At 30.7% G+C, this 14234-nt stretch carries 15 protein-coding genes; 6 read left to right on the forward strand and 9 right to left on the reverse strand.

All coding sequences use genetic code 11. The annotated features are described in order from the left end of the window. Nucleotide 1: 1 nt before the first annotated feature. Genes RWQ74_RS05165 through RWQ74_RS05175 form a run of 3 tightly spaced genes read right to left on the reverse strand, consistent with a single transcriptional unit; the run spans nt 2 to nt 2661 of the window. Nucleotides 2-838 carry a DNA polymerase III subunit delta' gene (locus RWQ74_RS05165; RefSeq protein ID WP_314397213.1) on the reverse strand — a complete coding sequence of 279 codons (837 nt, stop codon included), beginning with the start codon at nt 836-838 and terminating at the stop codon, nt 2-4. Then, the gene (gene tmk, locus RWQ74_RS05170) at nt 828-1454 is read right to left on the reverse strand and encodes a dTMP kinase (RefSeq protein WP_314397214.1); all 627 of its coding nucleotides are present in this window, start codon (nt 1452-1454) and stop codon (nt 828-830) included. The genes RWQ74_RS05165 and tmk overlap by 11 nt, the downstream gene beginning before the upstream one ends. Before the next feature lie 28 nt (nt 1455-1482). Continuing rightward, the gene (locus tag RWQ74_RS05175) at nt 1483-2661 is read right to left on the reverse strand and encodes an aminotransferase class I/II-fold pyridoxal phosphate-dependent enzyme (protein ID WP_314397215.1); all 1179 of its coding nucleotides are present in this window, start codon (nt 2659-2661) and stop codon (nt 1483-1485) included. A gap of 294 nt (nt 2662-2955) precedes the next feature. On the opposite strand from RWQ74_RS05175, the gene RWQ74_RS05180 reads away from it, so the two are divergent. Then, nucleotides 2956-4041 (forward strand): branched-chain amino acid aminotransferase, encoded by a 1086-nt coding sequence (locus tag RWQ74_RS05180; protein WP_314397216.1) that lies wholly within the window; start codon nt 2956-2958, stop codon nt 4039-4041. A gap of 202 nt (nt 4042-4243) precedes the next feature. Here the strand turns inward: RWQ74_RS05180 and RWQ74_RS05185 are convergent, their stop codons facing one another. After that, complete coding sequence (locus RWQ74_RS05185) at nt 4244-5029, reverse strand: formate/nitrite transporter family protein (RefSeq protein ID WP_314397217.1); 786 nt, start codon at nt 5027-5029, stop codon at nt 4244-4246. Nucleotides 5030-5602: 573 nt separating this feature from the next. Then, nucleotides 5603-7156: a ribonuclease Y gene (gene rny / locus RWQ74_RS05190; protein WP_314397218.1), complete on the reverse strand. Its 1554-nt coding sequence runs from the start codon at nt 7154-7156 to the stop codon at nt 5603-5605. 472 nt (nt 7157-7628) lie between these two features. Between rny and rplK the strand changes: the two genes are divergently transcribed. Both rplK and rplA read left to right on the forward strand, forming a co-directional pair. Then, a complete protein-coding gene (rplK, locus tag RWQ74_RS05195; protein WP_003144801.1) occupies nt 7629-8054 on the forward strand; it encodes a 50S ribosomal protein L11 in 426 nt (141 codons plus the stop codon). Between the two features lie 13 nt (nt 8055-8067). Further along, complete coding sequence (gene rplA / locus RWQ74_RS05200; protein ID WP_003144761.1) at nt 8068-8760, forward strand: 50S ribosomal protein L1; 693 nt, start codon at nt 8068-8070, stop codon at nt 8758-8760. 162 nt (nt 8761-8922) lie between these two features. On the opposite strand, the gene RWQ74_RS05205 is transcribed toward rplA, so the two are convergent. The 3 genes from RWQ74_RS05205 to RWQ74_RS05215 are packed head-to-tail and all read right to left on the reverse strand — an operon-like array spanning nt 8923 to nt 10826. Continuing rightward, the gene (locus RWQ74_RS05205; RefSeq protein ID WP_314397219.1) at nt 8923-9744 is read right to left on the reverse strand and encodes a hypothetical protein; all 822 of its coding nucleotides are present in this window, start codon (nt 9742-9744) and stop codon (nt 8923-8925) included. Beyond that, on the reverse strand, nt 9737-10450 hold the full coding sequence (locus RWQ74_RS05210) for an ATP-binding cassette domain-containing protein (RefSeq protein ID WP_314397220.1): 714 nt from the start codon (nt 10448-10450) through the stop codon (nt 9737-9739). The genes RWQ74_RS05205 and RWQ74_RS05210 overlap by 8 nt, the downstream gene beginning before the upstream one ends. Further along, nucleotides 10434-10826, reverse strand: coding sequence for a GntR family transcriptional regulator (locus tag RWQ74_RS05215; protein ID WP_299322651.1), 393 nt, complete (start codon nt 10824-10826; stop codon nt 10434-10436). Before RWQ74_RS05215 ends, RWQ74_RS05210 begins: the two co-directional genes overlap by 17 nt. A 241-nt stretch (nt 10827-11067) precedes the next feature. Here RWQ74_RS05215 and RWQ74_RS05220 point away from each other — a divergent pair, with 241 nt between their 5' ends. The 3 genes from RWQ74_RS05220 to arsS all read left to right on the forward strand — a co-directional run bounded on the left by RWQ74_RS05220 (nt 11068) and on the right by arsS (nt 13335). Continuing rightward, nucleotides 11068-11751 carry a TIGR04283 family arsenosugar biosynthesis glycosyltransferase gene (locus RWQ74_RS05220; protein ID WP_314397221.1) on the forward strand — a complete coding sequence of 228 codons (684 nt, stop codon included), beginning with the start codon at nt 11068-11070 and terminating at the stop codon, nt 11749-11751. A gap of 293 nt (nt 11752-12044) precedes the next feature. Continuing rightward, nucleotides 12045-12383, forward strand: coding sequence for an arsenosugar biosynthesis-associated peroxidase-like protein (locus RWQ74_RS05225; RefSeq protein ID WP_003144831.1), 339 nt, complete (start codon nt 12045-12047; stop codon nt 12381-12383). Between the two features lie 7 nt (nt 12384-12390). Then, entirely contained in the window at nt 12391-13335 is a 945-nt protein-coding gene (gene arsS, locus RWQ74_RS05230) for an arsenosugar biosynthesis radical SAM (seleno)protein ArsS (protein WP_314397222.1), read from the forward strand. 173 nt (nt 13336-13508) lie between these two features. Here the strand turns inward: arsS and RWQ74_RS05235 are convergent. Then, nucleotides 13509-14234, reverse strand: a 726-nt coding sequence (locus RWQ74_RS05235) for a MucBP domain-containing protein (protein ID WP_314397223.1), incomplete at its 5' end; no start/stop codon positions are given.

Below are 14234 nucleotides of genomic sequence, written 5' to 3' on the forward strand. Positions count from 1 at the left end.
ACTAACCTCTTGTTAAAATTTCTAAATTATTATTATCCAATAAAACAGTAAAGACAAATTTTTCCAGCACCAATGTTGCATTAACATTCCCATTCAAGTCTGATAGTGCTTGAAGTATTTTTTCCTGTACCTTACTAATATTAACAACATCACTTACGATTTCATCGCTGTAGCTCTTAGAAACTTCCATATTTAAATATTTGAAAAACTCTACTACTTCATCTTTAAATTTTAATTTTTCCAACAGATAAATATTAGCAAGATGAGGTTTTCTCATATATCTTTTTACATATTCTTTAGTAATATTTATTAACTCTTCATTCTGTTCAATCTCAATATTTTCACTTTGTCCAATTAATTTAATCTGTTGACAACGTGAAATAATCGTCGGTAGTACAGCGCTAATATTTTTACAACTAAGAATAGCTATAATGTCGTCTTCTGGTTCTTCTAAAAATTTAAGTAAGCTGTTTGCTGCTTGCTCTGTCATTTTTTCGATATCTTTTATCCAGTAAATCTTCTTACCATAAAATGATTTTACACTCAAATCAGATTTTAAAGTTTGAATTTCTTCTTTTTTTATTGAAGTTTCACTTGATAATTTATAAAAATCAACATAATTTCCATGATTTATACTATTACAGTTTTTACAATCTTCACAGCTATAAAATTCTTTATCTTTATTTTCTAAACAAAAAATTGCTTTAACAAAACTCAAAATAAACTCATCACAATATAAACTATCCTCACCTACTACTAAATAGGCATGGGATAGTTTATTTGTTTTTAATGTATTTGTTAAAGATTTTATTACAATTGTATCTTTACTAAAGTTCATTGTTTAAAAATCCTTCCAATATAGAAAGTGCTTGTTTTTGCACATTCTCGTATGTATCACTTGCATCAATTACCTTAATGCGCTCGGTATTTTCTTTTGAAAGATCATCATAACCGCGTTTGACATTTTTGTAAAAATCAAGACTTTCTTGATCCATTCGGTTATTGTCATCTCTATTTTTTGTACGTGCTAGCCCAACTTCAACATCTACACAAAAATATAGAGTCAAATCTGGTTCAAGATTATCTGTTGCATATGCATTAATATCTAGAATATCTTGTTTCGAAAGTCCTCGACCATAAGATTGATAAGCAACCGAGCTATCAACAAAACGATCACATATTACAATATATCCATCATTTACATGCGGTAATATTTTTTTTACGATGTGATCACGTCGACTAGCACAAAACAGTAGACTTTCAGTCTTAGCATCGATATCATTTGAACTATCAAAAAGTAGTTCTCTCACCTTCTCGCTAAACTCTGTCCCACCAGGCTCACGTGTTGTTATTACTTTATATCCCTTTTCTTTCAAATACTCTGTAGCAAAGTTGATAAAGCTCGTTTTACCTGAACCGTCTGAACCTTCTACTGTTATGAATTTTCCTTTCATTTGAATAACCTTTCTTCTATTATTGTAATTATTTATTCATGAATTGAGAAATTCTTTCAACGGCTTCTTTTATATTTTCCATGCTTGTAGCATAACTAATTCTAAAGAAGTCATTGTATGCTTTCCCAAATGCTGTCCCAGGGATAACCCCAACACGAGCCTCTTTCGCTAATAATTTACAAAACTCCATCGCACCAAGTTCTCTATATTTCGCTGGAATTTTGGCAAAGATATAAAATGCACCATCAATTTCAGGAATTTCAAAACCTAATTCACGAAGTCTTGGAACCATATAATCTTTTCTTTCTCTATAAGTTTCAATCATATGATTATTATATTTATCTACATTGTCATCTGATAAAGCTACTACAGCAGCATCTTGAATAAATGTTGGAGCTCCAGATACTGTAAACAGATGGAAAACACCGATTTTTCTAATCATCGCTTGAGGAGCTGCAATAAATCCAATACGCCATCCTGTCATAGCATGAGATTTAGATAATCCACTAATTAAAACAGTCTGTTCTGGAATAAACTCAGCTAGTGATGTGTGTTTATAATTATACGTAATATCTCCATAAATCTCATCACTAAGTACAAAAATGTCATATCTTCCTAATACATCAGCAATTTCTTTAACTTCTTCTCTAGTATAAGAAACACCACTTGGGTTGTTTGGATAGTTGATTAAAATTGCTTTTGCATCTTTATTCTCTTCTAGAGCTTTTTCTAAATCACTTGGACGAACTTTGAAGCCATTATCAGCTGTGTCAATAAATTTAATATTACATTTATTTAAAATACCTACTCCCTCATAAGCTGAGAAGTACGGTGTTACTACTAAAATAGTATCCCCTTGATTTGTAACAGCAGAGATAGTATGTTCTATTGCCGCAGAAGCACCAATTGTTACGATAACTTCATCTGAACTGTATTTTAAATTATATCTTTTTTCTAAGTTTTTAGCCCACGCTACTCTTAATGGCTCAATACCATTGTTCACTGAATAGTGTGTTCTATTATTATCTAAAGCAACTTTTGCTGCTTCTTTAACCTCTTCGGCAGTATCAAAGTCAGGCTCTCCTAATGTTAACTTAATAATTCCTTCAATCGTTGAAGCAAATGCATCAAATTCTCTGATTGGAGATCCTGTTAAATTTGCTAAAGATGTGTTAAATTTATTTTCTAATGATTTTTTAATTTCCATATAAGTATCTACCTTTCTTTTTTAATAAATACATTGCTAAAATAACATTTCTAATATTGTAACATATTTTAAATAAAAATTAAATTAGTATCTAGAATATTAGATAAATTTATCAACAATGTCTATATAACATTTTAAATTATTTTCAATCACTTTTCAAGATGAAATATCGGATATTTTGTATAAAATTTCAGAAAATTTAAAGAAAAGTATTGAAAAAATAGTTGATTAGTATTATAATATCTCTAACACATTAAAAATTAATTGTTTTAAAAGATAAGGAGAAATATAACTATGACAAAATTAACAGTAAATGATATCCGAGTAGAACTTACATCTACTCCAAAAGAAAAAACACCTGATGATAAATTAGGATTTGGTACAGTCTTTACAGACCATATGTTCGTTATGGATTGGTCTTCTGATAAAGGGTGGTACGATCCAAGAATCGTTCCTTATGGTCCAATCCCAATGTCACCTGCATTAAACGTGTTACACTACGGGCAAAGTGTTTTCGAAGGTATGAAAGCATATAATGCCAATGGAGAAGCAGTTTTATTCCGTCCAGAACAAAACTTCAAACGTTTAAACAAGTCTTCAGACCGTATCGCTCTGCCTGAATTAGACGAAGAATTCGCATTAGCTGCTCTTAAAAAATTAATCTCTATCGATAAAGAATGGATTCCAAAATCTGAAGGTACTTCATTATACGTTAGACCTTTCTTATACGGTGCCGAAGAAGCACTTGGAGTACACCCAAATAACGAAGTTAAATTCGTAATTATCTTATCACCATCAGGAAGCTACTTCAAAGCAGGATTACAACCAAACAAAATCTTCGTAGAACATGAATATGTACGTGCTGTACGTGGTGGATTTGGATTCGCTAAAACAGCAGGTAACTATGCTGGATCTCTTAAAGGTCAAAAGAAAGCTCAAGAACTAGGCTACTCTCAATCATTATGGCTAGATGGAGTTGAACAAAAATACATCGAAGAAGGTGGAGCAATGAATATCTTCTTCAAAATCGATGGAACATTTGTTACACCAGAATTAAATGGTTCTATCCTTCCAGGTATTACTCGTGCCTCAGTATTAGAATTACTTAAATCTCTAGGTGAAAAAGTTGAAGAAAGAAAACTTTCACTTGAAGAAGTTTATGAAGCTTACGATAATGGGAAACTTGAAGAAGTATTCCTATGCGGTACTGCAGCAGTAATCGCTCCAGTTGGAGAATTATTCGATGGTACTAAAAAATTAGAACTTATCACTGATAATAAACCTGGAGAATGGACTCAAAAAATCTATAACCTACTTACAGGTATCCAATTAGGTAAAGTTGAAGATAAATTCGGTTGGGTTGTAAAAGTAGAAGACTAATATAAATTAAAGATTCCAAGTTTAGTAATTTGGAATCTTTTTTATATTATCTTTTCATAAGATTTATATACTATTATTTTAAATCTGTTATATAAAACTGAATCTAACAAATATCACCTTGTAAGTTAACAAAAAAATGAAGTATGGAATTATCTCCTACTTCATTTTTTGTTATTTAAAGGATTTTAAATTTTCTCTATTATTATTTTTTATAAGCAAATGTGTATAGAGCAGAAACTAAAGTAACAGCTCCTACAAAGTTACCTAAAAATACTGTTCCCATGTTTTGAACGAATTGTAAAACTGAGATATTTGCACCTTCAAACATTGCAGCTGGGATTGCGAACATGTTCGCAACCAAGTGTTGGAATCCAATAGCAACGAAAGTCATAATTGGGAACCATACACCAAACATTTTACTACCTACATCTTTAGCAGCGAAGTTTAACCATACTGCCATACCTACTAGCCAGTTACAACCTACAGCTGAGAAGAATACTTGCCAGAATGTTAAGTATACTTTTGATTCACCAGCTGAAATAGTTTTAGCAGCAATTGCTCCACCAGTTAAACCAGTCAAATGTCCTAAGAAATAAGCAATAACTAGAGAACCAACAAGGTTAGCAAATGTAATAACTACCATGTTTTTAGCCAACAGTTTAAAACTAATTTTCTTATTAAACCACGCAACAGTTACAGCCATCATATTACCTGTAACTAACTCTCCGCCACCTACTAAAATACAAATAAGTCCGATTGGGAAAACAGATGCTCCAAGTAATGCACCAATTCCTCCAAATTCTTTAGGAATTGATCCTGATACACGAAGTAAAGCTAAAAATCCTACCCCGATAAATGCCCCACCTAAGAAACCTAAACTTAACATATATTTAAGACCTGCAGTTGCTTTAGCAGTACCTTTTTTAATAGTAAGTTCATAAACTTCTTGAGGCTCTAAAAATGCTTTAGATTCTACAGTGTTTGTCATAATAACACTCTCCTTAAAAATTTATAATAATTACATAGATAATAACTGTTCTATATCTACAATAAAAATTATACAATAACAAGGATATTTTTTCAACACTGTTTTAATACAGATTTTATTAAAATACATATAATTTAACAAAGTGCTATATTCGAATTTTTGATAAAATCATCAAATATATTATCATTTGTTTATCAATAAATTAATAAAACTGCTCTATATAAAACGTTTTTTTTATTTCTTATATTTTTTAATATTTAAATTATTCTTATCACCATACACGATACATAAAATTACAACACTGTTCTTTAACCCAAAAACTTTACTAAAAATAATTATATTCGTTCAATTTACAAGCTAATTAAACTCAAAATTATTAGCACTAAACTATGTTTCTATTTATAATATTTCGCTTGGAAAATTGCAATTATTCTACATCTATAAATTTATCATTAATATTACAAACTAATCTATTAATATAATTACAGCCATAATATTAGCAGAAAACACGAACCCTCGACTTTATAATTCGACATAAAAAAGCGATTGGATAATTTCCAATCGCTTAATTTACTATCTTGCAACCTTAACTGCTCTAACCTCACGAATAACATTAACTTTAATGTTCCCTGGGTATTGCATCGTTTCTTCGATTTTATTTTTAACTTCTTTGGCAATTTTGTAAGTTTTTGTATCATCTACCTCTTCTGGATTTACGATTACACGAATCTCACGACCTGCTTGAATAGCAAATGTTTTCTCTACACCTTTGTGTTCATTTGCAATTTCTTCAAGTTTTTGTAGACGTTTAATATAGTTTTCTAATGACTCTCTTCGAGCCCCTGGACGTGATGCAGAAAGTGCATCCGCTGTGGCAACAATAACAGAAATCGGATGTGTTGGTTCAGTATCACCATGGTGTGATGCTATTGCATTTACTACAATCGCATTCTCTTTATATTTAAGAGCTAATGCTACACCAATTTCAACATGCGAACCTTCAATTTCATGATCAAGTGCTTTCCCAATATCATGAAGCAATCCTGCACGACGTGCTGTTGCAACATCTAAGTCTAACTCAGCTGCAATAAGTCCTGCGATATACGCTACTTCCATAGAGTGTTGTAGTCCATTTTGACCATAACTTGTTCTATATTTTAACTTACCAACGATTTTTACTAAGTCAGGATGCATATTATGGATTCCAAGGTCAAATGTGGCTTGTTCTCCTGCATCACGAATAACTTGATCAATATTCTTACGCGCTTTATCAACAGCTTCCTCAATTTTTGAAGGGTGAATACGACCATCATCAATAAGTGACTTAATTGCTGTTTTAGCAATTTCACGACGAATTGGATCATATCCAGAAAGGATAACCGCTTCCGGAGTATCATCAATAATTAAGTCTACACCTGTTAATGTTTCTAAAGTACGAATATTTCTTCCTTCACGTCCGATAATACGACCTTTCATATCATCACTTGGAAGATCTACAACAGACACAGTAGTTTCACTTACTACATCTGTAGCAAAACGTTGCAATGATTGAACGATAAGTTCTTTTGCACGTTTATCAGCGACGCTTTTCGCCTCTAGTTCTTTATTTCTTATATATATTGCCATATCTTTAGCCATATCAGTTTCTACTGCGGCCATAATCTCTTCACGAGCTTGTTCTTCTGTTAAGTTTGCAATTCTTTGCAACTCTGTTTCTTGTTGAATCTTAAGTTGATTAACCTCAGTACTTTTTTCTTCAAGTAATTGAGATTTCTCTTCCAATTTCATCTCTCTTGAACTTAACAATTCGTCTTTTTTATTTAAAAGCTCTGTTTGACGTTCTAATGAAGATTCTTTTTGAACGATTCTATCTTCTTGTCTTTGAATATCTAGTTTTTTAAATTCTGCTTCTTTATTTGCAATGTTAATTATCTCTTCAGCTTCTTTTTTAGCTATAGTTGTTTCTTTTTCAACTATATATCTAGCTTCTTTTCTTGCCTCACCTATAATATAATCGGCGTCTTGCTTAGATAATTCTAATTTCTTTTGAATAGAATTTTTCGAAATAACATATCCAACTAAAAGTCCAACAAGTAAAGCTGCAACACTGATTATTCCATAAATCATCTTGCAACCTCTTTCTATTTTGAAAAAATTTTATTATGATATCACTATTTTGTTAATATTTAAATATCAACAATTTGTTACATACCATAATTACAATTCTACACCACCTACGGTAAAAAGTCAATAGTTCACTCAGGGAAAATCCCGGTTTAGAAAAACTTTTCTTCTATACATATTAGGCATTTATATTTTTCTTTTAATTTTACTACATATCATTATTAAATACTTCACATTATCACTTGAATTTTAAGAGACTTAGTTGTATTATTTTAATATCTACTCAATAAAAGTAGAATTATTTTTACTAAAGATAAGTTTTTTTGAAAAAACTTAATAAAATACTTGCAATTACTTATCCAGTGTGATATTATATTCAAGTATGTAAAAATACAAAACTTGATTGAGTGGGAGAACGAAAAATTCAAAGACGTTCAAATGACCACATCACGAAAAATATATAGGAGGTTTTATCGTGGCTAAAAAAGTTATAAAAGTTGTTAAATTACAAGTACCAGCAGGTAAAGCTAATCCAGCTCCACCAGTTGGTCCAGCGTTAGGTCAAGCTGGTGTAAACATCATGGGATTCTGTAAAGAATTCAATGCTCGTACACAAGACCAAGCAGGATTAATTATTCCAGTAGTAATCTCAGTATATGAAGACCGTTCATTTACTTTCATTACTAAAACACCACCTGCACCAGTATTACTTAAAAAAGCAGCTAAAATTGAAAAAGCATCTTCTGTACCTAACCGTGACAAAGTTGCTACAGTTTCAAAAGCTCAAGTTCAAGAAATCGCTGAACTTAAAATGGCTGACTTAAACGCAGCTTCTGTAGAAGCAGCAATGCGTATGATTGAAGGTACTGCAAGAAGTATGGGTATCTTAATAGGAGAATAGGAGGATAATTATAATGGCAAAAAAAGGTAAAAAATATCTTGAAGCAGCTAAATTAGTAGATTCTTCTAGTCTATACTCTGTAGTAGAAGCAATCGAATTAGCTAAAAAAACAAGCACAGTTAATTTTGACGCAACTGTAGAAGTTGCATTCCGTTTAGGAGTTGACACTCGTAAAAACGACCAACAAGTTCGTGGAGCAGTAGTTCTTCCTAAAGGAACTGGTAAAACTGCTAAAGTTTTAGTTTTTGCTAAAGGTGATAAAGCAGCAGAAGCTGAAGCAGCAGGAGCTGACTACGTAGGACAAGGTGAATACATCACTAAAATCCAACAAGGTTGGTTTGATTTTGACGTAATCGTAGCTACTCCAGACATGATGGGAGAAGTTGGTAAAATCGGTCGTGTATTAGGACCTAAAGGATTAATGCCAAACCCTAAAACTGGTACTGTAACTATGGACGTTACTAAAGCTGTTAATGAAATCAAAGCTGGTAAAGTTGAATACCGTGCTGAAAAAGCTGGTGTTGTTCACACTCCAATCGGTAAAGTTTCATTCTCAACTGAAGACTTAGTTGAAAACTTCAACGCTGTTCAAGACGCTTTAGCTAAAGCTAAACCAGCTGCTGCTAAAGGAACTTACTTCAAATCTGTAGCTGTAACTACAACTATGGGTCCTGGAGTTCGTGTTAACACAGCAGAATTCAAATAAGAATTATTAATACAAAGAAGATTTGGTTAACCAAGTCTTCTTTTTTTGTTCTTTCCCTACCTCACTATAACATAAATAAAAAAGCTATGACTAACACTATTTTCAGTACTAAATCACTAGCTTTCTTATATTCTTTTATTTTCGTTTTATGCTTGCTTAACCTTACTTGGTTTCATTATAAGTATTTACTAATTCTACTCTAGTTGCATCTTTAGTTCCTTCTTTAATTCCTTCAAAGAACATATTAGCTTCAAATGTATAAATTTTTAAGACACTTGTACTTATTAAAAGGAACAGAATTAAAACAAGTTTTCCTTTATACTTTTTATCTACTCGTTTATTTTCTCTATTATGAGCTAATAAAATATTTACGCTAACAAAGTAATATAACAATGTGATTACTATTAATAGTGCTAATTTTATTAAACTAAATTGCGTATTATCATATTTTGGACCTATATATCCACTAAAAGGCACTAAAGAAAATCGAAAGATTCCTACTATAAATTGATAAATAATAATATCATATATAAAGAAGTATATTAGTGTTATTTTTGTCTTAATCATTTGGATTACAGCAAAATTTGATAATGCTATAACTACTATTATTGCATATAGGTATTCAATAGGATTAACTTTACGATAAATATAATCTAATACAAGAGATATTATTCCGCCAAAGAATAAAGTTATATAAGTTGTATAGTAAATATATCTTACTTTATCTTTTAATGAAATAGGTAGATATTCAATAAATTGTTGTTCAGAATCATCGTATTTTCTTCCATTTATCACAATAATTATTGTACTAATAACAGCTAAAATTATATAAGTTTTATGAAACAATAACTCAAGCACTAAAGTTATGGTAATAAAATAATATAGTAAATATAAACTCTTATATAATAAGGGTTTCTTATAATTTCTATTTGAAATTAAATTCCAAATTGCTCCAAAGTTTGTATCGTATTTTTGTTTATACATTTGAGTTCTCTCCTTTCATAATAGAAAGCAAAATATTTTCTATATCTGTAGTGTTAAATCTTTCTTGTAGCTCTACTATATCTTCTTTAGTATTAATTCTTCCATTTTCTAAAACAATTATATAATCTGCTAAACTCTTTATCACTAAAGGATCTTCAGTTACAAGAATAATCATTTTATTTTCATCCATATAATCTCTTAGAAGATTTAATATTTCTTTTTTAGCTATTAATCCTACTCCAGAAAATGGATTATCTAATACTAATATTCTAGATATAGTAAAATATCCTATTGAAAATAATAATATTTTCCTCTCCCCTTGAGACAATTCATATATTTTACTATGAAGAACAATTTTTTGTTTATTTAGAAATTCAAAACATTTATCTATATTAAATCTTTCATCTAATTTAGATATTTTATATAAAACCTCATTTACCTGTAAAGTGTCTGAAAACAATGGTTTATCAGCAACATATGAATATAGTTTCTTAATTTCTACTGCATTTTGTTGAAAGTTCAAATTGTTATAGCTAATTGCATTTTTATCCGATGAGATTGCTCCTAATAGTGTTTGAAGAAATAGTGTTTTACCACTCCCACTATTACCTGTTATTGCATACACATATCCACCTTCTAACTCCAAATCTATAGGACCTAGTTGAAATGACTTTTTATTAATCTGTAAATTATTCACTTTTATCATAAATTTTTTCCTCCAATACTTTATCAACTATATCCTTAATATCTTCTATATTAAGTCCATCATTAATAGCATTATCAATTATTACCTTTAGTTCAACTAAATACTCTTCTTTTTTTATAGATAATACAGTAGCTAAATCTATATCATTTACAAAATATCCCACAGCTCCTTTAGAATATATGAGTTCTTCTTGTAATAATACTTCATATGATTTTTTTACTGTTATTATACCTACTTCTAGCTCTTTAGATAAGCTTCTAATAGAAGGTAATTGATCATTGCATTTTAAACTACCATTAAGAATACTACTCTTTATTTGTGTAGCCACCTGTTGATAAATCGGAACAGATGACATATTAGAAATTTTTATATCCATCATACTCCTCCTTATTAATTCTTTTAAAATTAATTTGTATAATTCAATTAGATATTAAAAACGTTTTCTTGTATCTACTGTGATTATACGATAGATACAGTTACTTTGTCAATAATTATTTTGTAATTTCTTATATTTTTTATTAAAACTACTTTAAATCCTAAGTTTAAAGGTAAATATCATTTCGAAATACTTTGTTACATGTTATAATTATATTAATTATTATTTTAGGAGTGTATTTATGATTACTATTATTGTGCCAATTTATAACGAAGAAAAAACAATACGTGATTTTGTCTATAATCTGTATTGTTTGCATAATATAAAAGAACATGAGGTACTTTTTGTTGATGGAGGTTCGACAGATAAGACAAAAGAAATCCTAGATGAACTTTCTTATTTCGGTTACGCATATCACTTATCGGATAAAAAAGGACGAGCAAATCAGATGAATTATGGTGCGAAAATTGCTAAAGGGGATATTCTGTGGTTTGTTCATTGTGATAGTGTACTTCAAAAAGATGTAATAGAAAAAGTACTTGCCTGCCCTACTGAAGTCGGCTGTCTAAAGATTAGATTCTATCCAAGTAGCTTTCCTATGTGGGTAAATTCTCTTGTTTCTAATATGCGTGCAAGTATTACTAACCTTGCCTTTGGGGATCAAGCGATATTTCTATCAAAGAAAGTATTTGAAGAAGTTGGAGGATATAAAGATATGCCTTTAATGGAAGATTATAAACTCTCTGAAGATTTAAGTGCACTTAGTTATAAAATTACAGTAATTGACTCCCCTATCACGACATCCACGAGAAGATATAAAAATCATACTGTAAAAACAATGTGGCAAATGCAACAATATCAGAAAATGTATCGACGCGGTGTGCCAGTTGAAGAAATAGCAAACATGTATAAAGACGTAAGATAACTGATTTGATGTTTTTTAGAATTATATTTTAGTTGAGGGGCTGATCCAAAAGTCCTAAAATATAACAAAGTTCATATGAGAACTCATAGACGCAGTGGTTTATTGATATCTAAATTCGCTTTATAAAAGCTTTTTAGATATCTAATAAACTGTGCGGTGGTGACTCGACAAAATCAATTTCTCCGAAATCACGATTTTTGAGTCACTCCCATAAATCGGACAATTTCATTGATTATTTATGCAAACTAACTTATAATAAAATTATATACAAATTTTTAAAGGAGAGAATAAATATGGCAGATTATTTTAAAAAGAAACATTTAATAGAATTTGGTGAAGGGAAATTTGGTGAAGACGCACCTGATTACTGGAAAAACTTTATGAATTACTACGGTAATGTAATGGCTGAAGGCGAATTAACAACTCGTGAAAAAGCTCTTATCGCACTTGCTGTAGCTCATGCTGAAGCTTGTCCTTATTGTATTGATGCTTATACTAGTACTTGTTTAGAAGAAGGCTGTGATCAAGATCAAATCGCAGAAGCTATACACGTTGCAGCCGCAATGAAAGCTGGTATTACTCTTGTACATGGTCTTCAAAGTAAAGAATTATCGGATAAATTAACAAATTAGTATTGATATGACTAAGTTAAATATTCCTAAATTTTTCGACCAAGTTGAGGAAAAACAATATTTATTAACTGAAGAATTTCCTGAAGTTATGCAAATTAACGTAGGTAGTTTATGCAATATTACATGTAGTCACTGTCACGTTGATGGTGGACCTACAAGAAAAAATAATATGGTTCGAGAAACTTTTGAACAGATAATTGAAGCATTCAAAGTTGGTAAATATAAAACAATGGATATTACAGGTGGTGCGCCTGAGATGAATCCAAACTTCAGATGGTTTTTAAAAGAAATTTCTAAGTACGCTAAAACTATAATTGTAAGAACAAATCTAATCATCCTTGATGTTCCAGCTTATAGAGACATACCAGAACTATATCGTGACTTAAAAGTTCAAGTAGTAGCATCTCTACCCTATTACAACGAAAAGGTCGTAGCTAAGCAACGTGGAAAAGGTGTTTTTCCTAAGTCAATAGAAGTACTACGAAGACTAAATGAACTAGGTTACGGAAAAGAAGAAGACCTTATCTTAAACCTAGTCTATAACCCTAATGGAGCATTTTTACCTCCTAAACAAGAAGCACTAGAAAAAACGTATAAGAAAAAACTATATGACAATTTTGAAATTGTCTTTAATAACCTATTCGCAATAACAAACAATCCTATAGGAAGATTCTCTGAATTTTTATATAGAGAAGATTTATATGAAGGATATATGAATAAACTTTTTAAAGCATATAATCCTGCAACATTACCAGGACTTATGTGTAGAAACATGATTTCTGTTGGTCCTGACGGATCTTTATATGATTGTGACTTTAACTATATTGAAAAACTTAAAATCTCTGGTGAAGTTAACCATGTGAGTCAACTTGTAGATAATCATACAGGTGTACGTAGAATTGTCACTGGTATGCACTGTTATGGTTGTACAGCAGGAGCTGGTTCATCTTGAGGTGGAGAGACTTGCTAGCATAGGTTATGCTAATAATAATAATAATAATAATATACAAAAAGAAGCCATTAACCACGGCTTCTTTTTCAGGTTGTATAGTAAATCCGGGGCATGGAAAAAATTCCAGCCCCGGATTTACTATACGACCCTTTTTCTTAGTTTATTTAGTATGATTATTTATCTTTACGACGTTTTGTTGCAACTAATAAACCTCCAAGTACAGCTAGACCAAATCCAGCCACACCTGTATTATTTTCTGTTGTTCCTGTATTCGCTAAACGTTTTGTTTGAACTTTAGGTACAACTTTTTCATCTTGTGGATTTGTTGGTGTTGACACCACTGACGTAGATTTTCTGAAGATATGTACTGTATTGCCATCTTTATCTACTGTTGTTCTTACAAATTCATATCCTGGTACTGTTCCATGTCCTTTTGTACCTTTTTCAGATCTAATTGGATTTCCTTTTTCATCTGTCCAGATTGTTATTTTGCTTTGCTCTGGTGTTGACGGTATTTTCTTGAAGATATGTACTGTATTTCCATCTTTATCTACTGTTGTTCTTACAAATTCATATCCTGGTACTGTTCCATGTCCTTTTGTACCTTTTTCAGATCTAATTGGATTTCCTTTTTCATCTGTCCAGATTGTTATTTTACTTTGTTCTGGTGTTAATGGTGTTTTCTTAGTATACACATGAACTGTATTTCCATTTTCATCTTTCTTAGTTTCTTTGAAAGTATACTCTGGAATATCTTTCTTATCAGTTCTTCCTTTTTCAGGTGATTTAATTTCTTTACCATTTTCATCTATATATTTTGTAACTACTTTATGGTAAATATAATTAACATTTGTTGCACCTTCTGTAAGTTTACCTTTTTCAACTGATGTTTCTGATAC

It is taken from the genome of uncultured Gemella sp., from assembly GCF_963525165.1.
In the GTDB taxonomy this organism is placed as follows: domain Bacteria; phylum Bacillota; class Bacilli; order Staphylococcales; family Gemellaceae; genus Gemella.

What these genes read in the sequence shown, in the direction of transcription:
- RWQ74_RS05165 (WP_314397213.1), bottom strand. Translation starts at nt 838, where the DNA reads ATGAACTTTAGTAAAGATACAATTGTAATAAAATCTTTAACAAATACA.
- tmk (WP_314397214.1), bottom strand. Translation starts at nt 1,454, where the DNA reads ATGAAAGGAAAATTCATAACAGTAGAAGGTTCAGACGGTTCAGGTAAA.
- RWQ74_RS05175 (WP_314397215.1), bottom strand. Translation starts at nt 2,661, where the DNA reads ATGGAAATTAAAAAATCATTAGAAAATAAATTTAACACATCTTTAGCA.
- RWQ74_RS05180 (WP_314397216.1), top strand. Translation starts at nt 2,956, where the DNA reads ATGACAAAATTAACAGTAAATGATATCCGAGTAGAACTTACATCTACT.
- RWQ74_RS05185 (WP_314397217.1), bottom strand. Translation starts at nt 5,029, where the DNA reads ATGACAAACACTGTAGAATCTAAAGCATTTTTAGAGCCTCAAGAAGTT.
- rny (WP_314397218.1), bottom strand. Translation starts at nt 7,156, where the DNA reads ATGATTTATGGAATAATCAGTGTTGCAGCTTTACTTGTTGGACTTTTA.
- rplA (WP_003144761.1), top strand. Translation starts at nt 8,068, where the DNA reads ATGGCAAAAAAAGGTAAAAAATATCTTGAAGCAGCTAAATTAGTAGAT.
- RWQ74_RS05205 (WP_314397219.1), bottom strand. Translation starts at nt 9,744, where the DNA reads ATGTATAAACAAAAATACGATACAAACTTTGGAGCAATTTGGAATTTA.
- RWQ74_RS05210 (WP_314397220.1), bottom strand. Translation starts at nt 10,450, where the DNA reads ATGATAAAAGTGAATAATTTACAGATTAATAAAAAGTCATTTCAACTA.
- RWQ74_RS05215 (WP_299322651.1), bottom strand. Translation starts at nt 10,826, where the DNA reads ATGGATATAAAAATTTCTAATATGTCATCTGTTCCGATTTATCAACAG.
- RWQ74_RS05220 (WP_314397221.1), top strand. Translation starts at nt 11,068, where the DNA reads ATGATTACTATTATTGTGCCAATTTATAACGAAGAAAAAACAATACGT.
- RWQ74_RS05225 (WP_003144831.1), top strand. Translation starts at nt 12,045, where the DNA reads ATGGCAGATTATTTTAAAAAGAAACATTTAATAGAATTTGGTGAAGGG.
- arsS (WP_314397222.1), top strand. Translation starts at nt 12,391, where the DNA reads ATGACTAAGTTAAATATTCCTAAATTTTTCGACCAAGTTGAGGAAAAA.